Below are 26,170 nucleotides of genomic sequence, written 5' to 3' on the forward strand. Positions count from 1 at the left end.
GCCCGGGTGAGCGGGGGACCGGGGGCCCGGTTTGACCCTTCAGGGCGGGCCCCGTAACCTTGACCGTCGGCGTGTTCCTATGCACGCCCGCCCCCTGTAAACCCTTTTCCTCCCAGACCGTGGGCACTGTCCCGGGTTGGGGAGAGGCCGCCCGCCTTCGTGGGTGGCTGGACTGCGGGGGTCCCGTTCCGAGCGAGAGAGAGATCCGCGTGTACGCCATCGTGCGCAGCGGTGGTCGCCAGCACAAGGTTGCTGTCGACGACATCGTTGAGGTTGACAAGATTCCCACGGCCAAGGTTGGCGACACGGTCGAGCTCTCGACCCTGCTCGTTGTCGACGGCGACTCCGTCACCAGCGACCCGTGGGTCCTGGCCGGCATCAAGGTCACCGCCGAGGTCGTGGACCACCACAAGGGTGCCAAGATCGACATCCTTCGGTACAAGAACAAGACCGGCTACCGCCGTCGCCAGGGTCACCGCCAGCAGTACACGGCGATCAAGGTCACCGGTATCCCCACGGCTGCGAAGTAAGGGACTGAGACAAGATGGCACACAAGAAGGGCGCATCGTCCACTCGGAACGGTCGCGACTCCAATGCTCAGCGGCTCGGCGTGAAGCGCTTCGGCGGTCAGGTCGTCAACGCCGGTGAGATCCTGGTCCGCCAGCGCGGCACCCACTTCCACCCGGGTTCGGGCGTCGGCCGCGGCAAGGACGACACCCTGTTCGCGCTGGACGCGGGCGCGGTCGAGTTCGGCACGCACCGTGGCCGCAAGGTCGTGAACATCGTTCCGGTCGCCTGATCGGTTCTTTTCGCGAGGCGGACCTCACTTCCCCGGCGGGGAAGCGGGTCCGCCTTTCGCGTGTTACGCAAGAGACACCCCCCGCACGTTTCTTCTGGAGGCACTGAACCATGACCACCTTCGTGGACCGCGTCGAGCTGCATGTCGCCGCGGGTAGCGGAGGCCACGGCTGTGCCTCCGTTCACCGTGAGAAGTTCAAGCCGCTCGGCGGCCCGGACGGCGGCAACGGCGGCCGTGGCGGTGACGTGATCCTGGTCGTCGACCAGGACGTCACCACGCTGCTCGACTACCACCACAGCCCGCACCGCAAGGCCACCAACGGCCAGCCCGGCGCCGGTGACAACCGCTCCGGCAAGGACGGCCAGGACCTCGTCCTGCCCGTCCCCGACGGCACGGTCGTCATGGACCGCGAGGGCAACGTCCTCGCCGACATGGTCGGCCAGGGCACCACCTTCGTCGCCGGCCAGGGCGGCCGCGGCGGCCTCGGCAACGCGGCGCTCGCCTCCGCCCGGCGCAAGGCCCCCGGCTTCGCGCTGCTCGGTGTGCCGGGCGAGGAGCGGGACCTCGTCCTGGAGCTGAAGACCGTCGCCGACGTCGCCCTGGTGGGCTACCCGAGCGCCGGCAAGTCCTCGCTGATCTCCGTGCTGAGCGCGGCGAAGCCGAAGATCGCGGACTACCCCTTCACGACGCTCGTCCCGAACCTCGGCGTGGTGACGGCGGGCTCGACCGTCTACACCGTCGCCGACGTGCCCGGCCTCATCCCGGGCGCGAGCCAGGGCCGCGGCCTCGGCCTGGAGTTCCTGCGGCACGTCGAGCGGTGCAGCGTGCTCGTGCACGTACTCGACACGGCGACCCTGGAGTCCGACCGCGACCCCGTCTCCGACCTCGACGTCATCGAGGAGGAGCTGCGGCTGTACGGCGCGGGCCTGGAGAACCGTCCGCGCATCGTCGTCCTCAACAAGATCGACGTGCCCGACGGGCAGGACCTCGCCGAGATGGTCCGGCCCGACCTGGAGGCGCGCGGCTACCGCGTCTTCGAGGTGTCGGCCGTCGCCCACAAGGGCCTCAAGGAGCTGTCCTTCGGTCTGGCCGAGCTGGTCGCCGCCGCGCGTGCCGCGAAGCCCAAGGAGGAGGCGACCCGCATCGTCATCCGTCCCAAGGCCGTCGACGACTCCGGCTTCACGGTCACCCGAGAGGAGGACGGCATCTACCGCGTGCGCGGTGAGAAGCCCGAGCGCTGGATCCGTCAGACCGACTTCAACAACGACGAGGCCGTCGGCTACCTCGCGGACCGCCTCAACCGCCTCGGCGTCGAGGACCAGCTGATGAAGGCGGGCGCCCGCGCCGGCGACGGCGTCGCCATCGGCCCGGAGGAGAACGCGGTCGTCTTCGACTGGGAGCCGACGATGATGGCGGGCGCCGAGATGCTGGGCCGCCGTGGCGAGGACCACCGCCTTGAGGCGCCCCGTCCGGCCGCGCAGCGCCGCAAGGACCGTGAGGCGGAGCGGGACGACGCGCAGCGGGAGTACGACGACTTCGAGCCGTTCTAGGCGGGGGCTGGCGGGGCGCCCTGGGCGGATTCCGGGGTGCTGCCCGCTTGGGCGGTGCCCGGCGCCGGGGGCTGTGCCCACCCGTGCCGCCCTGCGGCACGATTGCCCACAGCAGCTATACGAAAGGGCCCCGGAGCTTTTGCTCCGGGGCCCTTCTGTGTGCGTCAGGGGGCTACGCGGAGACCGAGTCCTCCGCGCCGTTCGACTCCGAAGGATCCTGCGCCGTCTCCTCCGCCGCCTCTTCCGCGACGCGCTGGCCGGGGATCTCCGCGTCGATGCGGGAGGCCATGCGGGCGCGGCGGGCGTCGGCCTTGGCGCACAGGGCCAGGGCCGCGGCGTTGAAGCGGGCCAGGGACGGCGGGTCCGAGGGGCCCAGGAGGTGCTCCTTCAGCTCGGCGCGGGCCTCCGCGTGGGAGTCCAGCTCCGGGGCGCGTACGGCCTTCAGAAGGGCCGCCACGCCGTCCGCCTCGGGCGTCAGGATCGTCGCCGCGGACACCGTCGGGAAGCTCGCGCGGAACTCCGCCTCGGACATGCCCGCCGTGTTGGCGACGGCGTACGGCTTCTCGCTGCTCAGCCAGTCGGAGACGACCGAGGAGACGTCGCTGATCAGCAGGTCCGCCTGGTTGAAGCAGGAGAAGATCGCCGGGCGCGCGGACGTGATGATCTGGTGCTCCCACTCGGGGAAGGACGCCCAGAACGCCGCCTCCCACGCGGCCGTCGCCTCGGCCACCGCGGCCTGCGCGTCGCCGTCCGGAGCGCCCTGGAGCATCATCCGCTCCTGTTCGTCCGCGCTCTTGCGGAACTTGCGCGCGGTCAGCTCGTCCAGGGCGGCGGTACGGCGCTCCAGCTCGGCCGCGGCCTCGGGGCCGGGGCGGGCGCCCGAGCGCTTGGCGTTGGCCGCGAGGATCATCGCCTTGATGCGTTCGTTGGCGGCGCCCGCGCGCGGGTCCTGCGAGCCGGTCATCGGGTGCGGCTTGTAGAGCAGCCGCACGCCCGGGTCGGCGAGCAGCTCGCGGACGATGTTCTCACCGGCCAGGACCACCGAGGTGTTGCCGGGGTTGCCGTCCCAGCCCTCCCAGGTGGGGGCGTACAGAACGGTCGTGAACGGGCCCGTGGGCGCGCCCGCGAACGGCAGGATCGGGGAGAGCTGGGGGCGGCCCACCTCGACCACGTCCTTGTCGTCGACGCCGATGTCCGCGAGCTGGTAGCGGTCGCGGGCCGCGGGGCCCGCCACCCACACCTCGTCGTAGGCCTTCGCGTACGGGTTGCAGGAGGACAGCTTGTCGCTCTCGCCGTGGTTGATGAAGGCGTGCTTGATCGTCGGGATGCGCAGGACCTGCGAGGTCTTCGCGGCGTTCGCCGGGTGCAGCAGCATCTTCAGCGTCGAGGTCTCCAGGGAGAACATCGTCGCGACCTTCGGGAAGCAGATGATCGGGACGTCGGTGGCGTCGATCTTCTGCACCATGAACCGCTCGCGCAGCACGATCAGCGGCTTGCCGTCGAGCTTGGAGAGTGTGGAGAGCCACATGTTCGCCTGGTACGCGGACGTGGAGCCGCCCGAGAAGTACATGCCCACGGTCGGCTTGTAGTCGGCCAGCCACTGGTCGAGCCACTCCATGACCCGCTCGTCGTTCTTCGCCCGCTTCCTGGGCAGCAGCCAGGTGGCGAGGTAGAGGGCGCCACCGCTTATGAGCGCGAGGGAGATGCCGACGCCGATGCCGCCCCAGTACGCGTCGGTGGTCGCCGCGGTGAGCAGCAGGCCGACCGTCGTGGGCACCGAGAACGTGAGCAGGCGGTGGGCCTGGCGGCGCGAGAGGATCCGCGGCGGGGCCGCCGTCAGGTGCAGCGCGGAGGTGTCGATGTTGCGCGTGACGATCGGCAGCGCGCGGGTGCGGCGCACCATCACGGCGACGGCCTGGCAGCCGAAGTGCAGGGCGTAGAACGCGAGCAGGGTGATCGTCAGCGGCGACTGCTCGGCGAGCGGCTCTATGCCGTCGATGCGCAGCAGGCCGACCAGGACCAGCATGTCGCGCAGGAGCTGGCGGACCGTGACGTCGAAGCGGATCTTGCCAAGGAGCGACAGGAGGCCCGGCTGCTTGTACTGGAGATAGATGTCGAGCGCGAGGTTCGCGGCGGCCGCGGCGATGAACACCGGGACGTAGGGGAGCAGCGCGGTCACGAGCTGGGCCGTGAAGAGCGCGAGCATCGCGAACAGCGCTGAGAGCTGCACGATGCGTCGAGGGACGAGTCCGGCAGAGGGCACGGGCGTGGGCTCCTGGCGGGGATGAAGAGGGAATGGGGGGAAGTCGACCACTGACCGTATGACGCGCGGTGGCTCCCTAGCAATCTTCCGTGACGTCAATCACCTGATAAAGGGGCAAAGGAGACTGAACCTCGGGGGTGTTTTTCCCCTCGCGGGTCAGCGGCGGGCGCCCCGAGCCGCCGGGTCCCGCTCCGCGGAACAGGTGCGCGCGCCCTGCGCATCCTCACGTAGATTGCAGATCCGGGACATCGGGACAATGTGGGGAAGCGCGTGACAGCGGCAAGGCAGTCGGTGGCAGAGGCCCAGCGGGTCGTCGTCAAGGTCGGATCCTCGTCCCTGACCACAGCGTCGGGGGGCCTGGACGCCGACCGCGTCGACGCCCTCGTGGACGCCCTGGCCAAGAGCCGCAGCGGCGGCGAGCGCGAGATCGTGCTCGTCTCCTCCGGAGCCATCGCCGCGGGCCTCGCCCCGCTCGGCCTCGTACGGCGCCCGAAGGACCTGGCCCGCCAGCAGGCCGCCGCGAGCGTCGGCCAGGGCCTGCTCGTGGCCCGCTACACCGCGTCCTTCGCGCGCTACGGCGTACGCGTCGGCCAGGTGCTCCTCACCTCCGACGACATGGCCCGCCGCGCCCACCACCGCAACGCCTCCCGCACCCTGGACCAGCTGCTCGCGATGGGCGCGCTCCCCGTGGTGAACGAGAACGACACGGTGGCCACCGACGAGATCCGCTTCGGCGACAACGACCGGCTCGCCGCCCTCGTCGCCCACCTCGTCCACGCCGACCTGCTCGTCCTGCTCTCCGACGTCGACGGCCTGTACGACGGCGACCCGGCCAAGCCGGGCACCTCCCGGATCTCCGAGGTGACCGGGCCCGCCGACATAGAGCACGTCCAGATCGGCAGCGCGGGCAAGGCCGGCGTCGGCACCGGCGGCATGGTCACCAAGGTCGAGGCCGCCCGGATCGCCGCGGCCGCCGGGATCCCGGTCGTCCTGACCTCCGCGAGCCAGGCCGGTGACGCCCTCGCGGGCCGCGCCACGGGCACGTACTTCCACCGCACCGGCCGCCGCTCCGCCGACCGGCTGCTGTGGCTCCAGCACGCCTCCGAGCCGCGCGGAGCCCTCACGCTCGACGACGGGGCGGTGCGGGCGGTCGTCGAGGGGCGCAAATCGCTGCTGCCCGCGGGCATCGCCTCGGTCGAGGGGGACTTCGCCGCGGGCGACCCGGTCGAGCTGCGGGACGTCCGGGGGAGGCCCGTCGCGCGCGGCCTGGTGAACTTCGACGCGAAGGAGCTGCCGCAGCTCCTCGGCCGCTCCACGCGGGATCTCGCGCGAGAACTCGGACCTGCGTACGAGCGGGAGGTCGTGCACCGGGACGACCTCGTTCCGCTCCACGGATAGGCGCTCCGAAAGCCCCAGGTCGCGTCGGATCACCCGTCCCACGCGTCACACCGGCCTCGGCCGAAAAGCATCGCGATCGGCCCGGGCCGGACGGTCCGCGCGAGGTGAAACTCCCCAAAAGCGCCCCGCGGACCCCCTTGGCCTGCTCAACTTTGTTGAAGACAGTTCCGCACGACCGTTGCGTATCCGCACCGACATTGCGTAAAGGAGGCCGACGTGAGACGAGTGCGCCCTGGGGCGGCGGCCCGCGGCTCGGCTGAGCGGGCGCTGACGAGCGTCGCCGCGGGAGAGGCGTACGAGAGCGAGGCGCACGCCGGGCACGAGGGGGAGGCGCACGAGAGCGGGGAGGGCGACGCGGTGGAGGCGCCCCGTCTGTGGCACGTCACGCTGAGCGTCTCGGGCACCGAGGCCCCCTTGGGCGAGGTCAGGCGAGGACTCGAACAGCTCGCCCACGACCACCCCTTTCTCCTCACCAGCCGGTACGCCCCGGACCACGCCGAGATCCGCTACTGGGAAGAGGCCCGCGATCTGCACGACGCCGCCGCGGTCGCGCTGCGGCTGTGGGGTGAGCACCGGCAGAGCGCGCGGCTGCCGCCGTGGGAGATCGTGGGGCTTGAGGTGATCGACCGCGACACGTATCACCAGCGGATCGCGGAGGGGTACGGGCCGCTTCCGGCCACACCGGTCGGCGTACATCCGTTCTGATCGCCGTTTCGCGGCCCGGGGACCGGCGCCTGTTTTGAGCCGTCGTCCCACGGCCGCCGCCCCGCGGTCTCGGGGACTGGAATACCGGGTGGATGCCCCGCGCCCGGGGATTACCCTGCGGATATGACGTCGCTCTCTCCCGTCTCGCCCTACGACAACCTCTCGCCGGTCGCCCAGGCCGCCTACCGCGCCCGCGGCGCCGCCGCCACGCTCGCGCCGCTGCCCCGCGCGGCCAAGGACGACGCGCTCCTCGCGATCGCCGACGCCCTGGAGGTGCGGACCGCCGAGATCGTCGAGGCCAACGCCAAGGACACCGCGCGCGCCCGCGAGGCCGGGACCAGCGAGTCGATCGTGGACCGGCTCACCCTCACCCCCGAGCGGGTCCGCGCCATCGCCGCCGACGTGCGCGACGTGGCCGCCCTGCCCGACCCGGTCGGCGAGGTCGTCCGCGGCTCCACGCTCCCCAACGGCATCGACCTGCGCCAGGTCCGCGTCCCCCTCGGCGTGGTCGGCATCATCTACGAGGCCCGCCCGAACGTCACCGTGGACGCGGCCGCCCTCTGCCTGAAGTCCGGCAACGCCGTCCTGCTGCGCGGCTCGTCATCGGCGTACGAGTCGAACACCGCGCTCGTGCGCGTCCTGCGCGACGCGGTGCACGGCGCCGGCCTCCCCGCGGACGCCGTCCAGCTCGTCCCGGGCGAGAGCCGGGACTCCGTAAGGGAGTTGATGCGCGCCCGCGGACTCGTCGACGTGCTGATCCCGCGCGGCGGCGCCTCGCTGATCAAGACCGTCGTCGAGGAGTCCACCGTCCCGGTCATCGAGACCGGCACCGGCAACTGCCACGTCTACGTGGACGCCGCCGCCGATCTCGACATGGCCGTCGACATCCTGATCAACTCCAAGGCGCAGCGGCCCAGCGTCTGCAACGCCGCCGAGACGCTGCTCGTCCACAAGGACATCGCCGACGCGTTCCTGCCGCGCGCCCTCGCCGCCCTCGCCGAGGCCGGCGTCACCGTGCACGCCGACGAGCGCGTGCTCACGTACAAGGACGCCTCCAAGGCCACCGTCGTGCCCGCGACCACCGAGGACTGGGAGACCGAGTACCTCTCGTACGACATCGCGGCCGCCGTCGTCGACACCCTGGAGCAGGCCGTCGAGCACATCCGGCTGTGGACCTCGGGCCACACCGAGGCCATCGTCACCACCTCGCAGCAGGCCGCCCGCCGCTTCACGCAGCTCGTCGACTCCACCACGGTCGCCGTGAACGCCTCGACGCGCTTCACCGACGGCGGGCAGTTCGGCTTCGGTGCCGAGATCGGCATCTCCACCCAGAAGCTCCACGCGCGCGGCCCGATGGGGCTGCCCGAGCTGACCTCGACCAAGTACATCGTCACGGGCGACGGCCACATCCGCTGAATTCCCTTTCCGGCTGCCCAAATCACCCCTTCCAGGGCTACGCTGGAGGGGTGCCGGAGGACGTGGGGGGCACGCCGTCGTTCCCCGACGGCTGGGAGCCCGACGACGACCGCGACCGCGGGGGTGCGGACGAAGAGTTCGCCTCCGTGGTCTTCGACGAGGACTTCGTACGAGCCGCCGAGATCCATGAACCGACCGCGGTGGAGCGCCTGTTGGCCGCCGCCCAGGCGCGCGCCGAAGCCTCCGAGGCCGAGGCCCGCCGAGCCCGCACCCGGCGCCTCGGCCACGACGGCGGGGACGACGACTTCTACGACGACGGCTTCGGCCCCGACGGCGGCGAATTCGGCCACGACGACCTCGACGAGGCCTACGAACACGACACCCCCGAGGGGGGCTACGGCCGCCCCGGCCGCAACCTCGGCCGCGCCCGCTGGCACCGCCCCGTCGCCTGGATGCTCGCCCTCCTGATGGGCGTCGGCATGGTCGCCCTCTCCTTCACCGCCGTCTACCGCGGCACCTCATCGGGCCGCCAGGACCGCGTGCCCGCGCCCGCCTCCACCGAAGTGGGACAGAGCGGCGACAAGGCCGAGAGGGAGGCCTCCTCCCGCCCCTCGGCATCCGCGGATTTCGGCCAGTCAGCCGCCCCCGCGGTGCCGCGCACCCCATGAGGAGCCGTCAGAACTTGTCGCGTACCAGCGCGTTTACCTGACCGTCCGGAGACCTACCCTGAAGGTATGGGCGGGCCAGGAGACCCACCCGCCGGGACGCCCGAGGACGCTCCCAGCGGTGGCGACGACGAGTACCGATCCGTTGTCTTCGACGAGTCGTTCGTGCGGGCTGCGCGCCTCCAGGAGTTCTCCGCACAGGAGCGCATGAGCGACCACGCGCGCGCCGTGCGCCGCCGCCCCGCGCTCCACCGGAGCCTGTCCCGGCAGGCCCTCTTCCTCGTCGTGCTGATCGCCCTGGCCTTCGGTACGGCGATCTACATGGGCATACGGCATCCGTACCAGAGCCCCGCGGCCAAGCGCCCCGAGCCGCTGCGGATGACGGTGATACCGCTCGCCCCGCACGGCCGCGTGCCCGGCTCCGCGAGGATCACCGACCTCTACGCGCACAGCCCCGCCGCACGGTTCCGGGTGGGCGCCGCCGGTATCGGCCTGCCCGCCGCGCACCGCACCGCGCACTTCTCGGACAGCCAGGTGACGTCCGCCCTGACCACCGCCAAGGACTATCTGGTCGAGTCCTCCCTCGACCCGGACACGCTCACCGGCGGCTCGCCGCGCTCCGTGCGGCTGCTGCTCGACCCTCAGCAACTCGCCCAGTTCGACCGGAGTTTCGCGCGCCCGGCCGCCGACGGCCGGCACGCGCCCACCGGCTGGCTGGTGCGGTTCGACCCGGCGCGGACCGCGCTCGCCGACCGGCGGGTCAGGGTCGAGGGCACGCTGCGGGTCGTCGAGGCGGACAAGAACACGCTCGAAGTGACCTCGGACCATACGTTCGCGTACGCGCTGAAGCGCGTCGGCGACGAGGCGGCGGCGTCGCTGTTCACCGTCCGCCGCGAGCTGCACTTCCGCTTCGACCGCGACGACCTGCGGATGCACCGGGCCGAGCTGCTCTCCTCCGCCACCCAGGCGGGGCCGCTCACCTGCGCGGCCGACTCCGCGAACCACTTACGGCCGCTGCTCGCCGGGCAGCGGGCGGGGACGGGCGGCCCGCCCGGCACCGATCCGTACGCCACGGGGGGCGCGACGGCGCTGTGCGGGTCGCTGGCGGCCGCCGCCCAGCCTTCGCTGTGACGCGGTGACCCAGTTACTTGTCGTCCGAGGGGCGGTCGGTGTCCTGCCCCGTGAACTTCCCCCGCAGCTTGCCGCCCAGGTCGCCCGCGCCGCCAGCGATATCACTGACCAGCTTCATCAGCGGGTCCTTGCTGTTGCGTACGTCGTCCGCGTACGAGGCGGCCGACTGCCGGAAGGAGTCGGAGACCGAGGTGTCCTTGTCCTCGTCGCGGCGCGGGTAGTGGCCGTCCATGATCCGCTGGAAGTCGCGGGACTCGGCCCACTTCTTCAGCTCGGCGGCGCGCACGGTGGCGAAGGGGTGCGTACGCGGCAGCATGTTCAGGATCTTCAGGACCGAGTCGCGCAGGTCGCCCCCGGCCTCGTACTCCTCGGCCTGCTCCAGGAACGCGTCCACGTTCATCTCGTGCAGGTGGTTGCCGCCCGCGAGCTTCATCAGGCCCCGCATGGAGGCCTTGATGTCCTGGCCCACCAGGAGGCCCGCGCGGTCCGCGGACAGCTCGGACTTGCGGAACCACTCCCGCAGCGCCGTCACGATCGCCATGATCGCGACATTGCCCAGCGGGATCCACGCGACCTTCAGCGCGAGGTTGGTGAGGAACAGCAGGATCGTGCGGTAGACGGCGTGCCCGGAGAGGGCGTGGCCCACCTCGTGGCCGACGACCGCCCGCATCTCCTCCTCGTCGAGCAGTTCGACCAGGCCCGTGGTGACGACGATGATCGGCTCGTCGAGGCCGATGCACATCGCGTTCGGATTCGGGTCCTGGTTGACGTACATCGGCGGGACCTTCTCCAGGTCCAGGATGTAACAGGCGTCCCGCAGCATGGTGTTGAGGTGCGCGAACTGCGCGTCGGATACCCGTACGGAGTCCGACAGGAAAAGGAGCCTGAGGCTCCGCTCGGGCAGCAGGCCGCTGAGCGCCTTGAAGACCGTGTCGAATCCGCTGAGCCTGCGCAGGGCCACCAGAGCCGAGCGGTCCGCCGGATGCTCGTAGGCACGAGACGAGATCCCGGGGAAGCGCCTGCGCTGACGGCTGGGCACCCGCTCGTCGCCCTCGCCGCTGTGGTGGTTGCCGTCGGTCATGCCGATTCCCCCATGTGTCGTCCCCTTGTGCCCCCGAGGTGGGGTCCAGCCTAGGCGGAGATACCGTGACAGGGCAGCACACAGAAGGAGTCTTCCGTCATGGAGCACAACCCTGGGCCCGACTGGCTCACCGAAGCGGCCAAGGCCGCGCAGCAGCAGGGGCCGGGCAATCTGCTGCGGATCGTGCTGATCGTCATGGTCGTCGGGTGTGTCCTGGTGGGGTGGTTCCTGCTGCGCGGGTACCGCAGGGGCGAGGACGAGGGCGGGAGCGGGGGCGAGGACCGACAGGGCGGTGAGGGGCGGCCGGGTGGCGGTGAGGGCCACAAGAGCTGAGTCGGCGTGAGCCGAGGCCGGGCCCCCGCTTACGATGGCCCGGAAGTCCTTATGTCCATCCCACCCCCGGATAGGTCCTGCCTGAGATGAGCCTCCACAGCACCGCCGCCCAGCTGGTCACTCTCGCCTCCGAGGGCGGCGAGCACGGTGGCGACCACGAAAGCCTCAGCCCCCTCCTCACCGGCGGCGGCGCGTTCGTCGCGCTCCTGCTGCTCCTGTGGATCACCACCCGCTTCAACCGCGACCGCTGAGACGGCCGATGGCTGACGGCCGATGGCTGATGGCCGACGCCTGACGTTTTATGGCTGACGGCCGGAGCAGGGCCCCTCGACCGGGCCGGTAGGGTCTGCACGCATGGGAGAGCAGGACATGCCTACCGGTCCGGGGACCGGTCCGGTGAGCAACGGCAAGCGCCGCCTCGGCGTCATGGGCGGCACGTTCGACCCGATCCACCACGGACACCTCGTGGCGGCCAGCGAGGTCGCCGCGCAATTCCACCTCGACGAGGTGGTGTTCGTACCGACCGGGCAGCCGTGGCAGAAGAGCGACAAACAGGTGTCCGCGGCCGAGGACCGCTACCTGATGACGGTCATCGCGACCGCCGAGAACCCACAGTTCTCGGTGAGCCGCATCGACATCGACCGCGGCGGAGCGACCTACACCACGGACACGCTGCGGGACCTGCGGGCCCTCAACCCCGACACGGACCTCTTCTTCATCACGGGCGCCGACGCCCTCGGCCAGATCCTCACCTGGCGGGACACGGAGGAGCTGTTCTCCCTCGCGCACTTCATCGGGGTCACCCGGCCCGGCCACACCCTGGCCGACCCCGGACTCCCCAAGGGCGGTGTCTCCCTCGTGGAGGTCCCGGCCCTCGCCATCTCGTCCACGGACTGCCGCGCGCGGGTCGCCAAGGGTGACCCTGTCTGGTATCTGGTGCCGGACGGTGTGGTGCGTTATATCGACAAGCGCGAGCTGTACCGCGGCGAATGAGCCGAGAGGGGCACCCGGTGAACGACCGACAGTACGACCCGTATGCGGGCAGTGATCCGTATGCGGGCGAGTACGTGGGTGAGTACGCGGCCGACCCGTACGCGGCCGACCAGTACGAGGTCGTCGGGTATGACGAGTACGGGCGGCCGGTGTACCAGCAGGTGCCTCAGCAGCCGCAAGTGCCCCAGCAGCCGCACGTGTCTCAGCAGTCTCAGGGGTACGGGTACGACCCGTATGCGGGTGGGCAGCAGCAGGGCTACGACGCCTCCTACGGCACGGGCATGGGTACGGGCACAGGTACGGGTGCGGGTACGTATGACTCGTACGGCGGTACGCCCGCCACCCCGTCCCCGTCCTACGAACAGGCCTGGGTGCCCCAGCAGCAGCCTCAACCGCCTCGGCCCGAGCCCGGACCCGAACCGGAACGGGTGCCGGAGCCGCGTGCGTCCGAGCCCGAGCCGCGTGCGTCGCGGCCCGAGTACAAGACCGAGCAGTTCTCCTTCATCGAGGAGCCGGACGAGGACTCCGAAGACGTCATCGACTGGCTGAAGTTCACCGAGAGCCGCACCGAGCGGCGCGAGGAGGCCAAGCGGCGCGGACGCTCCCGCGTCGTCGCGCTCGTCGTGGTGCTCGCCCTGGTGATCGCGGGCGGCGTCGGCTACCTCTGGTTCGCGGGCGAGCTGCCGGGCCAGTCGGACGGCAAGGGCGCCGCGGCCGACGCGTCCGGACCGCAGAAGCGCGACGTGATCGTCGTCCATCTGCACAACACCAAGGGCGGCGGCACCTCCACCGCGCTCCTGGTCGACAACAGCACCACCGGGCAGGGCGCCACCGTGCTGCTGCCCAACTCCCTCGCCGTCTCCGACGACAACGGCAGCGCGACGACGCTCGGCAAGTCCGTCGACGACGACGGTTCGACGGGCACGCGCGAGTCGATCGACACCGTCCTCGGCACCGAGGTCGAGGGCACCTGGCGCCTGGACACGCCGTTCCTCAACAACCTCGTCGAACTCGTCGGCAACATCGACATCGACACGAACGCCGACGTGCCCGAGCCGAAGGCGAAAAAGGGTGAAGCGCCCCTGGTGAAGAAGGGCGAGCAGCAGACCCTCAGCGGCGAGATGGCCGTCGCCTACGCCACCTACCGCGCCCCGGGCGAGGACGAGAGCGCGCAGCTCGCCCGCTTCGGCCAGGTCATGCGGGGCATCCTGCGCAAACTGTCGTCGGACGCGCGGGGGGCCACGACCACCGTGGAGTCGCTCGGTCTGATCCTCGACCCCTCGCTCAAGGAGAAGGACCTCGGCACCTTCCTCGCCAAGCTCGCCGACCGTGCGAAGGGCGGCGACTACAGGACGACGCTGCTGCCGGTGCGGGCGGACGGCACCCTGTCCGAGAAGGCCGGCGACAGCGTGGTCAAGGACCTCCTCGGCGGCGCGGTGAAGAGCCCGGACAACGGCGCGGCCGTGCGGGTCGGCGTCAAGAACGCCTCCGGGGCGAAGAGCGCGGCCCAGGAGGCCCGGGTCTCCCTGGTCAACGGCGGCTACGCCTTCATCGACAGCGGCGCCGGCTCCGCCGCCCAGCCCACCTCGCAGGTCACCTACGCCGACGCGGCCAAGAAGGCACAGGCCACCGAGGTCGCCAAGACCCTCGGCCTGCCGACCAGCGCGGTCCGCAAGGGCAGGACCGCACCGAACGCCGATGTGTCCGTGGTCCTCGGCCAGGACTACAAGGCGGGGTGAGAGCGGGGCGAGAGGGGGCCGACGGAGGCGGTGACGTAATCGTCTGGGGTGCGGGTGGCGGTCCGTGAGACCCTTGAGGTGTCTTGACCATCTGAAGGAAAGCTCACCAGTGACCGCCACGGACCGCTCCATCGAGCTCATCAACGTCGCCGCCCAGGCGGCTGCCGACAAGCTCGCGCACGACATCATCGCGTACGACGTCAGCGACGTGCTGTCGATCACCGACGCCTTTCTGCTCGCCTCCGCGCCCAACGACCGCCAGGTCAAGTCGATCGTCGACGAGATCGAGGAGCAGCTGAACAAGCAGCTCGGCGCCAAGCCGGTCCGCCGCGAGGGCGACCGCGACGCGCGCTGGATCCTCCTCGACTACGTCGACATCGTGGTGCACGTCCAGCACAGCGAGGAGCGGGTCTTCTACGCCCTCGAGCGCCTGTGGAAGGACTGCCCCGAGATCGCGCTGCCCGAGGACGCCAAGGCGACCCGCGGCAAGGGCGCCGAGCACGCCGAGCAGCGGGCCGCGGAGGAGGCTGACCTGGACGGTGAGCTTCGGTGAGCAACCGCGGCTGCCGGATCATCCTGTGGCGGCACGGCCAGACGGCCTGGAATCTGGAGCGCCGCTTCCAGGGCTCCACGGACATCGAGCTGACCGAGACGGGCATAGCCCAGGCCAGGCGCGCCGCCCGGCTGCTGGCCTCCTTGAAGCCGGACGCGATCGTCGCCTCCGACCTCAAGCGGGCGGCGGCCACGGCGGGCGAGCTGGCCGCCGTCACTGGCCTCCCCGTCACGTACGAGCAGGGCCTTCGGGAGACGTACGCCGGTAAGTGGCAGGGCCTGACGCACGAGGAGATCATCGCGCGCTTCGGCGACCAGTACGCCGCGTGGAAGCGCGGTGAGCCGGTGCGCCGCGGCGGTGGCGAGCTGGAGACCGAGGTCGCCGACCGGGCCGCGCCCATCGTCCTGCGCCACGCCGAGAAGCTGCCCGACAACGGCACGCTGGTGGTGGTCAGCCACGGCGGCACCATCCGCACCACGATCGGTCGCCTCCTCGGTCTGGACTCCCACCACTGGGAAGGGCTCGGCGGGCTCTCCAACTGCTGCTGGTCGGTCCTCGGCCAGGGCGCGCGCGGCTGGCGCCTGCTCGAACACAACGCCGGCACGTTGCCGGAGCCGGTGCTCGGCGACGACGACTGAGCGCCCTCCGAGCCGCTCAGGTGGGCGGCCGGACCCGGATTTCACATTCCGGCTGGTCGCAGGCTAAAGTTCTTCTTGTTCGCCCCGCCGAGCGGGGCGAAACATCATGCGGCTCTCGTCGCATGGCGCAAGGGGCTATAGCTCAGTTGGTAGAGCGCCTGCATGGCATGCAGGAGGTCAGGAGTTCAATTCTCCTTAGCTCCACAGTTTGGAAATCCCGTCCCCGTCAGGGGGCGGGATTTTCTCTTTCCGCCCCTCTCCTTAGCCGTCTCTCCTCAGCCGTCTCTCCCGCAGCTCGGCCGTGTGCCGGCGGCTCTCGTCGTCGTCCGGGGTGTAGACGACGATCCGGGACTCGGGCATGCCGTTGATGCTCAGGGAGACCGACGACATACGCAGCTCGCCGATCGCCTTGTGCCGGAACGTCTTCACCCGAGGACCGGGCGGCAGCACATCGCCGCTCTTCCAGAGCTGCGCGAAGTACGGGCTCGCGGCGGACAGGGCATGGATGAAGCCCTCCCATTCGGGCTCGCCCACATGCCGTCCGTACGCGCTGCGCAGGGTCGCCACCATCACCGGCAGCTCCGCATCGCGGAAGACCAGCGGGCAGTCCCGCGCGGGCACGGTGAACAGTGACCACAGCACGTTCGCGACACCGCTCGTGGGGGGCTGTTCGATGACGAACAGATCGCGGTAGGCGGGGTTGGTGGCGAGGATGTCGTAGCGCGCGTTGTAGACCACCGCGGGGTGGGGGTCGACGGCGTCGATGATGCCCTGGATCTCCGGGTCCACCGCCCCCGCCGCCGCCTCGCGGTCCGGGGCGTACGGCACCTCGGCCAGGTGGTACAGATGCTCGCGCTCGGGCCGGTCCAGGCGCAGGGTGCGTGCCACGGCGTCCAGGACCTGGGGCGACGCGTTGATCGGACGCCCCTGTTCGAGCCAGGTGTACCAGGTGACGCCGACTCCGGAGAGCTGGGCGACCTCCTCACGGCGCAGCCCCGGAGTACGGCGGCGCAGACCCGGGGCCATGCCCACGTCGGCCGGTGTCACCCGGGCCCGGCGGCCACGCAGAAAGGCGGCCAGCTCGGGCCGGCGCCGCTGGGTGGTTGGGGGGTGTGTCTGGTCCGGCGGGCGCTGGGGCTGCGGGGCGGTTGCCTGTGTGTGGCCCGGCGAGGCCTGCGGGGCGGTTGCCTGTGTGTGGCGCGGCGGGGCCTGTGGGGCGGTTGCCTGTGTCTGTTCCGGGGGGCGCCACTGGGTGGCCGGGGGCTGTGTCTGTTCCGGCGGGGGCTGCGAAGTCGCTGCCCGTGCGTCCTCTGCTCGCCGCAGCGGGGCCGCTGTCTGCCGCGTCCGCTCCTGTGCCTGTCCCCGGATCCCGGTCGTCCCCGTCATCGTCGTCACGCCCCCATCGTCCGCGCCCGCCCCGGCCCCTGCCAGGTGCTGTCAGTACCAGCATCAGCGGGCTCTCGTTACCCGTACTCGATCGTCCGCACGCTCGACGGCATGACAACGACCACCTCACCCGCCCCCGCGGGTTCAACTCCCGCACTCAGTAAAGCCCCCGGCACTGACAATCGCCGCGGACGGTTCCTCGCGGTCGTGCTGGCCGCCCAGTTCATGGCGCTGCTCGACGTCTTCATCGTCAATGTCGCGGCCCCCACCATCCGCACCGAACTGCACGCGTCCGGCGCCGGGTTGCAGCTGGTCATCGCCGGTTACACCATCACGTACGCGGTGCTCCTGATCACCGGCGCCCGGCTCGGCGACCGCCTCGGACACCGGCGGATGTACCTCGTGGGCCTCACGGTCTTCACCGTGGCCTCGCTCGCCTGCGGACTCGCCAGGGGGGCCGGGGAGTTGACCGCCTTCCGACTGCTCCAGGGCGCGGGCTCCGCCCTCCTCATCCCCCAGGTGCTCAGCCTGATCCAGCGGAACTTCGCCGGCGAGGCGCGGGTGAAGGCGCTCGGCGCGTACTCGGCGGTCCTCGCGACCGGTGCCGCCGCCGGGCAGGTGCTCGGCGGGGTCCTCGTCAGCGCCGACCTGTTCGGCACCGGCTGGCGGCCGGTGTTCCTGGTGAACGTGCCGGTCGGCGTGGTCCTGCTCCTCCTCGCGGCGCGCGTGCTGCCGCGCGACGACGACGCGGAGCGCGCGGCGGGGCGGGCGCGCGGCCTCGATCTGCCGGGGCTGGTGCTGCTCGGCGCCGCCGTGTCGCTGTTCACCGTGCCGCTCGTCCTCGGCGAGGAGGAGGACTGGCCGCTGTGGCCCTGGCTCTCACTGACCGCCGCCGCGCTCCTCTTCGCGCTGTTCTGCGCCTACGAGTCGCGGCTCGCCCGCCGGGGCGGGGCGCCGCTGATCGCGCCGCGGGTCCTGCGGACACCGGGCATGGGCCTCGCCGTGTTCCGGGTCACCGCGGTGATGGCCGCCAACGCGGGCTTCCTTTTCGTGCTCACCCTGCACGTCCAGGGCGGCCTCGGCCACAGCGCGCTGCGCGCCGGTCTCACCTTCGCACCGACCGCCGCGGTCTTCGGCCTGGTCGGCCTGACCTGGCGCCGCTGGCCCCAGGCGGTCCAAAGGCCGCTGATTCCCGGCGGTTTCGCGCTGACCGCCGTGTCGACGGCCGCCGTGGGTCTGCTGCTGCGCGACGGCGGTGACGGCGGTCTCTGGCTGTACGTGGCCTTCGTCGGCGTCGGCGCGGGGCTCTCGCTCGGCTTCGGGCCGACGCTCACACGGGCGCTCGCCACGGTGCGCGCCGAGGACGCGGCCGACGCCAGCGGCCTCCTCGCCACGGTCACGCAGCTCGGCCAGCTGACCGGAGTCGCCTGCTTCGGAGCGCTCTTCTTGAACCGGATTGAGTCGCAGGGGGGCGCCGGGGCGTATTCATCCGGGAGCGCGCTCCTGGTGTGCTGCTACGCGCTCTCGGCGGTGGCCGTGCTCGGCGCCGTGTCCGGACTGGTACGAATGCCTCGCTGACCGGGCCGCTCGGAGCGTGGCAGAATCGGACAGCCGGAAGGTGACGCAGCCCGACGGGAGGGAGAGCGCGATGCCTGCGAGCATCCTCGAAGAGGTCGACCGCCTCTTCGACGACGCGGCGACACGAGTACGTGCCGCGCTCGGCGCCCTCCTCAACTGCCCTTCCTGCGGCTCGGCCCACGTCGCCCAGGTACTCGGTGACAACGGCGGGGTCAGTTATGTCTGCACCGCCTGCGGCCACAGCTGGAGCTGATCGATGGGTGCACACAGGCGGAAATGCGATTGGTGCGGCAGTGGCACACCCATCGTCCGCGACATGGAGCCGGTCAACAACGAATACCAGTACTGGTGCGAGGAGTGTGCGCGGGCGCTGATCATAAAAGGCGACCCCATCGAGACCTACCGCGAACTCGAAGGGGAGCCGATCTACGGCCGGCTGCTCGACGAGCACTGCACCCTCAAGCGGTTCTACTCGTTCGCCACCGCGTGACGCCGACCAGCAGGAACCCCAAAGCGGTCACTACGTAGAGGGCGGACAGCGTCATCTGGCCATAATTCTGGCCGAGTTCGAGCCGCCCCGGCCCGTGCGGCACCCACCACAGGGCGTACGAGCAGAAGACCAGGGACGCGGCTGCGGTGGCCGCCCACCGGGCCCGGCCCCCGCGGCGGGCCGCCTCGGCCCCCAGGAGCAGCACCATGGGCACGCACCACACCCAGTGGTGCGACCACGACACCGGGCTCACCAGGAGCGCCGTCGCCGCACAGCAGAGCGCGGCCCTGGCCCGCTCCCCGCGCAGCGCGGCGGCCACCGCGACCGCCAGGCCGAGCGCGCAGCACGCCGCCGCGACCGCCGCCCACCGCGCGCCGGGCTCCGGGGTGTGCAGGAGCCGGGCGAGGACACCGCGCAGGGACTGGTTCGCGGTGTCCTCCGCGAGCCCGACCCGGCCCGCGTCGAAGACCATCCGGGTCCAGAACCGCCACGAGTCGTAGGGCAGGACGGCGGCCGCGAGGAGCGTCGCGCCCGCGAACGAGACGGCCGCCACGCACGCGTGGCGCACCGCGGGTCGCCACACACCGCGCCGCAGCGCCTCGGCGCCCCCGGTCAGCACCAGGAACACCGCGAAGAGTGCGGGAGTGAGCTTGATCGCGGCGGCGACGCCGATGCCCAGGCCCGCCCAGCGGTGGCCGGGGCGCCGGGACAGGTCCCCCAGGACGAGGACGGCGAGCAGCAGGTTGACCTGTCCGTAGCGCAGGGTCGTCCACACCGGCTCGCACCAGACGGCGAGCGCGGACACCCACAGGACGTTCTCCACGCGCGCGTGCCGGGCCTCACCGACGAACCGCAGGGAGAGCGATACGAACACGACGAGGAGGAGCAGGTTCCCGAGCGTCGCGAGCGCGCGCATGTCCGGGATGTCCAGGAGCGTCAGCGGGGTGAACAGGAGCGCGGCGAACGGCGGGTAGGTCGTCGGCAGATGGGCTTCGGTGGTGCGCAGGGCGTACAGGTCGCCGCCCGCGCGCACGGTCTCGCCCTCGGCCCGGTAGACCATCAGGTCGATCATCGAGACGTCGGCGGCGCGCTGGGCCAGCCAGAAGGCCGTGAACGAGAGCAGACAGGCCCCGGCGGCCAGGGGCACGCGGCGGCGGGCGGCGGCGAACGCGATCACGGTCACGGAGGCTGACAGTACCGGCCTTATCGGGCGGTATCGGCCCAGACCGGAACCGATTTGGTGGAGCACCCGGATGACCGTGTAATGTTGGCGGAGCCGCCGGGGAAACCGGGCGGACACAGCAAGGGGCTATAGCTCAGTTGGTAGAGCGCCTGCATGGCATGCAGGAGGTCAGGAGTTCAATTCTCCTTAGCTCCACAGCACATGAGAGCGGGCCACCCGGATCGGGTGGCCCGCTCTCATTTCTTTGTCGTTCCTCTCTGGGGTCCCGCTGTCGTAGCGGACCTTCTCGTCACTCCCGACCGCTGCCCAGCGCCCTGCGGCGCCGGCCGGGCGGGAGCGCGGCGGGCCGCTCGGGACGGGCCGGTGGCGCCGCCTCCGGGTCCTCCTCGATGCGCAGGGCGAGCGCCGGGCAGCGGCGCACGGCGCGGGAGGCGCGCGCTTCGGAGTAGCGCGGTACGGCGGCCTCCGCCACGGCGGGGAAGCCGTCCGGGCCGAGCTGGATCAGCTCCGGGACGATATCCGCGCACAGGCCGTGCCCCTGGCAGAGCGTCCAGTCGACGGCCAGCTTGCGGCCACTGGGCGCCTGGGCCGGGGGAGCCTCCGCCTGGAGGGGCAGGACACCCGTCACGGGACGGCCGCAACCACTGCCCAGGACATGCGCCGCGAGGTCGTCGGTGAACGCCGCGATCGACGACTCCAGGAAGGCCGCCGAGCCGTCGGGATGCTTGCAGGCGCCGCGCCTCTTCACGGCACGGGTCACCTCGCGCAGCGCTTCGAGGGCGGTCGGGCCGCCCCCGTCCAGGACCTCCGCGAGGCCGCGCGCCGCCGCCGGGAGGCCGAGGTAGCAGGGGCCGCACTGGCCGGAGCTTTCCGCGGCGAGCCAGTGCGCGACGCGCAGCGACTCCCCGAGGGGGCAGGTGTCCTCGCCGATCGGCAGGATCGCGCCCGCGCCGAGCGCGCCTCCGCAGGCCTCCAGGGAGGCGCGGGAGACGACCGCGTCGTGCGCCGTGACGCTGTCGAGCCACTTGCCGTGGTACCCGCCCGTCAGCACGCCCTGGGGGAGCGGTGGGGCGCCGGCGAGCTGAAGGACGTACCGCAGGGGCACTCCCGTGGGCACCTCGACGACCATCGGCCGGGTGACCGCTCCGGAGAGGGTCAGCAGGACCGTGCCCGGCTCGTCGCGCAGGCCGGTGCGGCAGTAGCGGTCCGCGCCGGTCCGGGCGGCGATGGCGAGCTGCGCGAAGGTCTCCGCGTTGGAGAGCAGGGTGGGCGCGCCGCCCACTCCGGAGTCGGACGTACGCACCTTGCGGCCCGGCGGCAGCGGGGGGCCGCCGTCGGCCGAGCGCACCAGGGCGGAGGACTCCCCGGTGACCATCCGTACCGGATTGCGCTGCACACGCGCGCGGAGCGCCGATCCGCGGCGGTTGCCGAGGCCGCGCTCGGCGAGGGCGCTGCTCATCGAGGCCTCGGTGGAGTCGCGCGTCACGCCGATGACGAGGGTGCGGGCGCCGATGGCCTCCGCGGCGAGCAGGGCGCCGTCCAGGATCAGGTGCGGGGCGCGGTTGATCAGGACGGTGTCCTTGCGGCAGGCCGGTTCGTCCTCGCTGCCGTTGACGACCACTACGGGGCGCACGCCGCGGCGTATCGCCGCGTCGGCGACGGCCCGCAGCTTCCGGGCGAAGGGGAAGCCGGCGCCGCCCCGGCCGCGCAGCGCGATCTGCTCGGCGAGGCGGGCGAGCGGCTCGCCCGCCATTGGTTCCAGCGGGCCGTGCACCTTCAGATGCATGGTCAGATCCAGGCGTTCGACCAGGTCGAAGCCGGATGTGAGGAGGGGGAGACCGACGACGCGGACTTCGGGGACGTCGGGGAGCGGCGCGTTCAAGGATGGCCTCCGGTGCCGGCGTTCCAGGGCTCGCCCGAGCTGGGGGCCTGGAAGGGCCGGGGCAGCGGTTCGGTGGCGGGGCCGCTGTCGTACGCGGTGCGGTAGTCGTAGGAGAGGTCGTAGACGGGCTGGGGCATGGTGTCGTACGTGGGCTGGGGCGCCACGTACGGGGACTCGGCGGGCGGGGGCGGACAGGGGACGGGCCAGCCCTCCGCGGGCTCGGCGAGGGGCGCGTGGCGTGGCGGCTCGGCCAGTGCGCGGTAGGCCGCGGAGATGCCGACGACGGGATCGGGGGCGGCCGTGAAGTCGGGGGCCGTGCCGGGGAGCGGGCTGGAGGCGGTGTCCCGCGCGCGTGGCCGGCCGCGGGGCGGAGCCCCCCGGTCGGGTTCCAGCAGGGCCAGGATCCGGGAGGCGACCATCCGCTTGATCGGCGGCGGCGCCGCGCGCAGGGCGACGGCCCCGGCGACCGCGACCAGGCACAGGCAGTACAGGGTGATGACCCACGGCTTCGGCGGGCGGCCCGCGTACAGGCCGTGGATCAGCGCCGCGCACCAGGCGGGGTAGGCCAGCATGTGCAGCGACCGCCAGCGCGAGGCGATCCGCGCGGGGGAGGCGAAGGCGCTGCGCAGGGCGCCGGTGACGCTCGTGGCCACCATGAGCAGGCCCGCGAGCGAGCCGAGGCCGATCAGCCCGGCGGTGCCGGTGACACCGAGCCCGAAGGGCACGAGGGCGCCGAGGAGCGAGACGTGGTCCAGGGCGACCTTGACGGTGCCGTGCAGCAGCAGGAAGCCGACGGAGGCGACCGCTGTGGCCCGGTGCACGGCCTGGGCGAGCAGTCGCTGGCGCGAGCGCAGGAAGAGACGGTCGGTGGCGACCAGGCCCCAGACCACGGCGGCGGTGAGGGAGACCAGGCACAGGACGCCGGTGGTGAAGTCCAGGGCGGCCCGGAAGGCGTCGCTGCCCACGACGACGAGCAGGGGTATCAGGAGCAGGGCTCCGGTGCCGAGCAGACGGCGCTGGAGCTGCGCTCGGGTGCCGAGAGGACGGCTCTGGCGATGAGGGTGCAGAGGGTTCATGGGGCGGCTCCGAAATGGTTCGGTCCGCCGCATGCTAAGTCGCTCCATACCAGCGGGTACGGGGTTTGAGTTATTGCGTTGTTATCTAAGTGCGATGTGGTCTTGGTGTTGCCCCGATAGTGGGCGGTACGCGGAGTAACCATTGGCCAAGGGTCGGTGGGAGGGGTCTCGCCGCCGCCCGCGTGACCTCGTCGCGGGCCGCGCGGGCGCTGCGGTACCCTGACGCCATGCGTGCCGTACGCCTTCTGCTTAGCGGGCCGCGCTGATCAGTCCCGACCGCCGGTGAATCGCGGTCGGAATCGGCGCGGCGTCCCCTCCTGTGCGAGGGGCTTTTTCATTTGGCCAGCACGGTCAATTCCGTAGGCAGAGACGATCGATGGAGCTTTGAGGATCATGAGCGAGACGAATTCTGCTGCCGCCTCCGAGGTGGCCGCGCCGCACCGCTACACGGCCGCTCTGGCCGCTGAGATCGAGGCACGCTGGCAGGACTTCTGGGACGCCGAGGGCACCTACGAGGCGCCGAACCCGAGCGGTGACATGGCCGCGCGGAACGAGGCACAGGCCGCGCTGGTCGCCAAGCCCAAGAAGTTCATCATGGACATGTTCCCGTACCCCTCCGGAGCGGGCCTGCACGTCGGCCACCCCCTGGGGTACATCGCCACGGACGTCTTCGCGCGCTTCCAGCGCATGACCGGCCACAACGTCCTGCACACCCTGGGCTTCGACGCCTTCGGCCTGCCCGCCGAGCAGTACGCCGTGCAGACGGGCACGCACCCCCGGGTCTCCACCGAGGCCAACATCGAGAACATGAAGGCCCAGCTGCGCTCCCTGGGTCTGGGGCACGACAAGCGGCGTTCGTTCGCGACGATCGATCCGGACTACTACAAGTGGACCCAGTGGATCTTCGTCCAGATCTTCAACTCCTGGTACGACGCCGACGTCAAGAAGGCCCGCCCGATCGCCGACCTGGTCGCGCAGTTCGACGGCGGTGAGCGTGCGGTACCGGGCTCCACGCGCGCGTGGAGCGAGCTGCACGCCTCGGAGCGCGCCGAGGTGCTGAGCCAGTACCGCCTGGCCTACGCCTCCGACGCGCCCGTCAACTGGTGCCCGGGGCTGGGCACCGTCCTGGCCAACGAGGAGGTCACCGCCGACGGCCGCTCCGAGCGCGGCAACTTCCCCGTCTTCAAGGCCAAGCTGCGCCAGTGGAACATGCGCATCACCGCGTACGCCGACCGCCTGCTGGACGACCTGGACGCGCTGGACTGGCCCGACGCCATCAAGCTCCAGCAGCGCAACTGGATCGGCCGCTCCGAAGGCGCGCGGGTCAACTTCCCCGTGGGTACCGAGGGCGACGCGATCACCGTCTTCACCACCCGCCAGGACACCCTGTTCGGCTCGACCTACATGGTCCTGGCGCCCGAGCACGAGCTGGTCGACAAGGTCGTCCCGGCGGCCTGGCCCGAGGGCACCCACGAGGTGTGGACCGGCGGCCACGCCACGCCCGCCGAGGCCGTCGCCAAGTACCGCGCCCTCGCCGCGTCGAAGTCCGACGTCGAGCGCCAGGCCGACGCCAAGGAGAAGACCGGCGTCTTCACCGGCGTCTACGCCACCAACCCGGTCAGCGGCGAGCAGGTCCCGGTCTTCATCGCCGACTACGTCCTGATGGGCTACGGCACCGGCGCGATCATGGCCGTCCCGGCGCACGACAGCCGCGACTTCGCCTTCGCGCGCGCCTTCCACCTGCCGATGCGCTGCGTGGTCGAGCCGTCGGACGGCCGCGGCACCGACACCGCCACCTGGGACGACGCCTTCGTCTCGCACGAAGCGAAGCTGATCAACTCCGCGAACGCGGAGTTCTCCCTGGACGGCCTGGACGTCGTCGACGCCAAGGCGCGCATCACCGGCTGGCTGGCCACGCGCGGCATCGGCGAGGGCACCGTCAACTTCCGCCTGCGCGACTGGCTGTTCAGCCGCCAGCGCTACTGGGGCGAGCCCTTCCCGATCGTCTACGACGAGGACGGCGTCGCCCACTCGCTGCCCGAGTCGATGCTGCCCCTGGAGCTGCCGGAGGTCGACGACTACTCGCCGCGCACCTTCGACCCGGACGACGCGGACACCTCCCCGGAGACCCCGCTGTCCCGCAACGAGGACTGGGTCAACGTCACCCTGGACCTGGGCGACGGTCCGAAGAAGTACCGCCGCGAGACCAACACCATGCCCAACTGGGCCGGTTCGTGCTGGTACGAACTGCGCTACCTGGACCCGCGCAACGACCAGCAGCTGGTCGACCCCGCCGTCGAGCAGTACTGGATGGGCCCGCGCGCGGGACAGCCGACCGGCGGCGTCGACCTGTACGTGGGCGGCGCCGAGCACGCGGTGCTGCACCTGCTGTACGCGCGTTTCTGGTCCAAGATCCTGTTCGACCTGGGGCACATCTCGTCCGCCGAGCCGTTCCACAAGCTCTACAACCAGGGCATGATCCAGGCGTACGTCTACCGGGACAGCCGCGGTTTCCCGGTGCCGGCGACCGAGGTCGAGGAGCGCGACGGGACGTTCTTCTTCGAGGGCGAGCCGGTCAAGCGCGAGCTGGGCAAGATGGGCAAGTCCCTGAAGAACGCCGTCACGCCGGACGAGATCTGCGACGAGTACGGCGCGGACACCCTGCGCCTGTACGAGATGGCGATGGGCCCCCTGGACGTGTCCCGCCCCTGGGACACCCGCGCGGTCGTCGGCCAGTACCGCCTGTTGCAGCGCCTGTGGCGCCTGATCGTCGACGAGTCGACCGGTGAGGTCACCGTCACGGACGTCGCCGAGGCCGACATCGACGAGGCCACGCTGCGCGCCCTGCACAAGGCGATCGACGGGGTCCGCCAGGACCTGGACGGCATGCGGTTCAACACCGCCATCGCCAAGATCACCGAGCTGAACAACCACCTGACGAAGGCGGGCGGCGCGGTGCCGAGGTCGGTCGCCGAGCGCCTGGTGCTGCTGATCGCGCCGCTGGCCCCGCACGTCGCCGAGGAGCTGTGGCGCAAGCTGGGCCACACCGAATCGGTCGTCCACCAGGACTTCCCGGTCGCCGACCCGGCGTACGTCGTGGACGAGTCCGTGACCTGCGTCGTGCAGATCAAGGGCAAGGTCAAGGCACGTCTGGAGGTCCCGCCGTCGATCTCCGACGCGGAGCTGGAGAAGGTGGCCCTGGCCGATGAGAAGGTCGTGGCCGCACTGGACGGCGCGGGCATCCGCAAGGTGATCGTGCGGGCTCCGAAGCTGGTGAACATCGTTCCGGCGTAGCGGACCGGCCCCTGGCG

Annotated in this window: 24 protein-coding genes and 2 tRNA genes; 20 read left to right on the plus strand and 6 right to left on the minus strand. The window is 71.4% G+C overall.

Annotated elements, in window-relative coordinates; genetic code table 11:
- Positions 1–209: 209 nt before the first annotated feature.
- From rplU to obgE, 3 genes are all read left to right on the plus strand, one after another.
- The gene (gene rplU, locus IG54_RS0115680; protein ID WP_028813461.1) at positions 210–530 is read left to right on the plus strand and encodes a 50S ribosomal protein L21; all 321 of its coding nucleotides are present in this window, start codon (positions 210–212) and stop codon (positions 528–530) included.
- Positions 531–544: 14 nt separating this feature from the next.
- On the plus strand, positions 545–799 hold the full coding sequence (gene rpmA / locus IG54_RS0115685; protein WP_010986870.1) for a 50S ribosomal protein L27: 255 nt from the start codon (positions 545–547) through the stop codon (positions 797–799).
- A 110-nt stretch (positions 800–909) separates the two neighbouring features.
- A complete protein-coding gene (gene obgE, locus IG54_RS0115690; protein ID WP_030783364.1) occupies positions 910–2,349 on the plus strand; it encodes a GTPase ObgE in 1,440 nt (479 codons plus the stop codon).
- A 172-nt stretch (positions 2,350–2,521) separates the two neighbouring features.
- On the opposite strand, the gene IG54_RS0115695 is transcribed toward obgE, so the two are convergent.
- On the minus strand, positions 2,522–4,612 hold the full coding sequence (locus tag IG54_RS0115695; RefSeq protein ID WP_030783368.1) for a hypothetical protein: 2,091 nt from the start codon (positions 4,610–4,612) through the stop codon (positions 2,522–2,524).
- Positions 4,613–4,882: 270 nt separating this feature from the next.
- Here IG54_RS0115695 and proB point away from each other — a divergent pair, with 270 nt between their 5' ends.
- The 5 genes from proB to IG54_RS0115720 all read left to right on the plus strand — a co-directional run bounded on the left by proB (position 4,883) and on the right by IG54_RS0115720 (position 9,927).
- The gene (proB, locus tag IG54_RS0115700; RefSeq protein WP_078594132.1) at positions 4,883–6,010 is read left to right on the plus strand and encodes a glutamate 5-kinase; all 1,128 of its coding nucleotides are present in this window, start codon (positions 4,883–4,885) and stop codon (positions 6,008–6,010) included.
- 225 nt (positions 6,011–6,235) lie between these two features.
- Positions 6,236–6,715 carry a hypothetical protein gene (locus tag IG54_RS0115705; RefSeq protein ID WP_037897177.1) on the plus strand — a complete coding sequence of 160 codons (480 nt, stop codon included), beginning with the start codon at positions 6,236–6,238 and terminating at the stop codon, positions 6,713–6,715.
- Between the two features lie 123 nt (positions 6,716–6,838).
- Positions 6,839–8,131, plus strand: a complete 1,293-nt coding sequence (locus IG54_RS0115710; RefSeq protein WP_030783378.1) for a glutamate-5-semialdehyde dehydrogenase — start codon at positions 6,839–6,841, stop codon at positions 8,129–8,131.
- A gap of 50 nt (positions 8,132–8,181) precedes the next feature.
- Entirely contained in the window at positions 8,182–8,799 is a 618-nt protein-coding gene (locus IG54_RS0115715; protein ID WP_030783381.1) for a hypothetical protein, read from the plus strand.
- A gap of 66 nt (positions 8,800–8,865) precedes the next feature.
- Positions 8,866–9,927, plus strand: coding sequence for a hypothetical protein (locus IG54_RS0115720; protein WP_030783384.1), 1,062 nt, complete (start codon positions 8,866–8,868; stop codon positions 9,925–9,927).
- Positions 9,928–9,940: 13 nt separating this feature from the next.
- Here IG54_RS0115720 and IG54_RS0115725 read toward each other — a convergent pair whose 3' ends face one another.
- The gene (locus IG54_RS0115725; RefSeq protein WP_030783387.1) at positions 9,941–11,008 is read right to left on the minus strand and encodes a M48 family metallopeptidase; all 1,068 of its coding nucleotides are present in this window, start codon (positions 11,006–11,008) and stop codon (positions 9,941–9,943) included.
- Positions 11,009–11,107: 99 nt separating this feature from the next.
- Here IG54_RS0115725 and IG54_RS37980 point away from each other — a divergent pair, with 99 nt between their 5' ends.
- The 7 genes from IG54_RS37980 (at position 11,108) to IG54_RS0115760 (ending at position 15,468) form a co-directional block, all read left to right on the plus strand.
- Positions 11,108–11,341: a hypothetical protein gene (locus IG54_RS37980; RefSeq protein WP_037897180.1), complete on the plus strand. Its 234-nt coding sequence runs from the start codon at positions 11,108–11,110 to the stop codon at positions 11,339–11,341.
- Between the two features lie 86 nt (positions 11,342–11,427).
- The gene (locus tag IG54_RS42520) at positions 11,428–11,592 is read left to right on the plus strand and encodes a hypothetical protein (RefSeq protein WP_030783390.1); all 165 of its coding nucleotides are present in this window, start codon (positions 11,428–11,430) and stop codon (positions 11,590–11,592) included.
- A 103-nt stretch (positions 11,593–11,695) separates the two neighbouring features.
- A complete protein-coding gene (gene nadD / locus IG54_RS0115740; protein ID WP_030783394.1) occupies positions 11,696–12,334 on the plus strand; it encodes a nicotinate-nucleotide adenylyltransferase in 639 nt (212 codons plus the stop codon).
- Between the two features lie 17 nt (positions 12,335–12,351).
- Positions 12,352–14,073: an LCP family protein gene (locus IG54_RS0115745; protein WP_234336182.1), complete on the plus strand. Its 1,722-nt coding sequence runs from the start codon at positions 12,352–12,354 to the stop codon at positions 14,071–14,073.
- A gap of 109 nt (positions 14,074–14,182) precedes the next feature.
- The gene (gene rsfS, locus IG54_RS0115750; protein WP_030783398.1) at positions 14,183–14,626 is read left to right on the plus strand and encodes a ribosome silencing factor; all 444 of its coding nucleotides are present in this window, start codon (positions 14,183–14,185) and stop codon (positions 14,624–14,626) included.
- Positions 14,623–15,264, plus strand: a complete 642-nt coding sequence (locus IG54_RS0115755; protein ID WP_030783401.1) for a histidine phosphatase family protein — start codon at positions 14,623–14,625, stop codon at positions 15,262–15,264. The genes rsfS and IG54_RS0115755 overlap by 4 nt, the downstream gene beginning before the upstream one ends.
- A 131-nt stretch (positions 15,265–15,395) precedes the next feature.
- Positions 15,396–15,468: transfer RNA gene (locus tag IG54_RS0115760), tRNA-Ala, on the plus strand.
- Positions 15,469–15,525: 57 nt separating this feature from the next.
- Here the strand turns inward: IG54_RS0115760 and IG54_RS0115765 are convergent.
- Positions 15,526–16,344: a helix-turn-helix transcriptional regulator gene (locus IG54_RS0115765; protein ID WP_078594154.1), complete on the minus strand. Its 819-nt coding sequence runs from the start codon at positions 16,342–16,344 to the stop codon at positions 15,526–15,528.
- Positions 16,345–16,761: 417 nt separating this feature from the next.
- Here IG54_RS0115765 and IG54_RS0115770 point away from each other — a divergent pair, with 417 nt between their 5' ends.
- From IG54_RS0115770 to IG54_RS0115780, 3 genes are all read left to right on the plus strand, one after another.
- Positions 16,762–18,228 carry an MFS transporter gene (locus IG54_RS0115770; RefSeq protein WP_078594136.1) on the plus strand — a complete coding sequence of 489 codons (1,467 nt, stop codon included), beginning with the start codon at positions 16,762–16,764 and terminating at the stop codon, positions 18,226–18,228.
- A gap of 70 nt (positions 18,229–18,298) precedes the next feature.
- A complete protein-coding gene (locus IG54_RS0115775) occupies positions 18,299–18,481 on the plus strand; it encodes a hypothetical protein (RefSeq protein WP_030783411.1) in 183 nt (60 codons plus the stop codon).
- A 3-nt stretch (positions 18,482–18,484) separates the two neighbouring features.
- A complete protein-coding gene (locus IG54_RS0115780) occupies positions 18,485–18,718 on the plus strand; it encodes a hypothetical protein (protein WP_030783413.1) in 234 nt (77 codons plus the stop codon).
- Here IG54_RS0115780 and IG54_RS0115785 read toward each other — a convergent pair.
- A complete protein-coding gene (locus IG54_RS0115785; RefSeq protein WP_030783416.1) occupies positions 18,687–19,901 on the minus strand; it encodes a glycosyltransferase 87 family protein in 1,215 nt (404 codons plus the stop codon). The genes IG54_RS0115780 and IG54_RS0115785 overlap by 32 nt on opposite strands.
- A gap of 122 nt (positions 19,902–20,023) precedes the next feature.
- Between IG54_RS0115785 and IG54_RS0115790 the strand changes: the two genes are divergently transcribed.
- Positions 20,024–20,096, plus strand: a tRNA-Ala gene (locus tag IG54_RS0115790).
- Positions 20,097–20,190: 94 nt separating this feature from the next.
- Here IG54_RS0115790 and IG54_RS0115795 read toward each other — a convergent pair.
- Together IG54_RS0115795 and IG54_RS0115800 are read right to left on the minus strand one after the other, a co-directional pair.
- Positions 20,191–21,783, minus strand: coding sequence for an NADH-quinone oxidoreductase subunit NuoF family protein (locus tag IG54_RS0115795; RefSeq protein WP_030783419.1), 1,593 nt, complete (start codon positions 21,781–21,783; stop codon positions 20,191–20,193).
- Entirely contained in the window at positions 21,780–22,859 is a 1,080-nt protein-coding gene (locus tag IG54_RS0115800) for a hypothetical protein (RefSeq protein ID WP_234336184.1), read from the minus strand. Before IG54_RS0115800 ends, IG54_RS0115795 begins: the two co-directional genes overlap by 4 nt.
- 393 nt (positions 22,860–23,252) lie before the next feature.
- On the opposite strand from IG54_RS0115800, the gene leuS reads away from it, so the two are divergent.
- Complete coding sequence (gene leuS / locus IG54_RS0115805) at positions 23,253–26,153, plus strand: leucine--tRNA ligase (protein WP_030783425.1); 2,901 nt, start codon at positions 23,253–23,255, stop codon at positions 26,151–26,153.
- Positions 26,154–26,170: the final 17 nt, after the last annotated feature.

This window comes from Streptomyces sp. NRRL S-920 (assembly GCF_000717945.1).
In the GTDB taxonomy this organism is placed as follows: domain Bacteria; phylum Actinomycetota; class Actinomycetes; order Streptomycetales; family Streptomycetaceae; genus Streptomyces; species Streptomyces alboniger.

Coding starts and splice junctions, on each gene's coding strand:
- leuS (WP_030783425.1), top strand. CDS start 23,253: ATGAGCGAGACGAATTCTGCTGCCGCCTCCGAGGTGGCCGCGCCGCAC.
- IG54_RS0115800 (WP_234336184.1), bottom strand. CDS start 22,859: ATGAACCCTCTGCACCCTCATCGCCAGAGCCGTCCTCTCGGCACCCGA.
- obgE (WP_030783364.1), top strand. CDS start 910: ATGACCACCTTCGTGGACCGCGTCGAGCTGCATGTCGCCGCGGGTAGC.
- IG54_RS37980 (WP_037897180.1), top strand. CDS start 11,108: ATGGAGCACAACCCTGGGCCCGACTGGCTCACCGAAGCGGCCAAGGCC.
- IG54_RS42520 (WP_030783390.1), top strand. CDS start 11,428: ATGAGCCTCCACAGCACCGCCGCCCAGCTGGTCACTCTCGCCTCCGAG.
- IG54_RS0115780 (WP_030783413.1), top strand. CDS start 18,485: ATGGGTGCACACAGGCGGAAATGCGATTGGTGCGGCAGTGGCACACCC.
- IG54_RS0115720 (WP_030783384.1), top strand. CDS start 8,866: ATGGGCGGGCCAGGAGACCCACCCGCCGGGACGCCCGAGGACGCTCCC.
- rpmA (WP_010986870.1), top strand. CDS start 545: ATGGCACACAAGAAGGGCGCATCGTCCACTCGGAACGGTCGCGACTCC.
- IG54_RS0115710 (WP_030783378.1), top strand. CDS start 6,839: ATGACGTCGCTCTCTCCCGTCTCGCCCTACGACAACCTCTCGCCGGTC.
- IG54_RS0115770 (WP_078594136.1), top strand. CDS start 16,762: ATGACAACGACCACCTCACCCGCCCCCGCGGGTTCAACTCCCGCACTC.
- IG54_RS0115725 (WP_030783387.1), bottom strand. CDS start 11,008: ATGACCGACGGCAACCACCACAGCGGCGAGGGCGACGAGCGGGTGCCC.
- IG54_RS0115775 (WP_030783411.1), top strand. CDS start 18,299: ATGCCTGCGAGCATCCTCGAAGAGGTCGACCGCCTCTTCGACGACGCG.
- nadD (WP_030783394.1), top strand. CDS start 11,696: ATGGGAGAGCAGGACATGCCTACCGGTCCGGGGACCGGTCCGGTGAGC.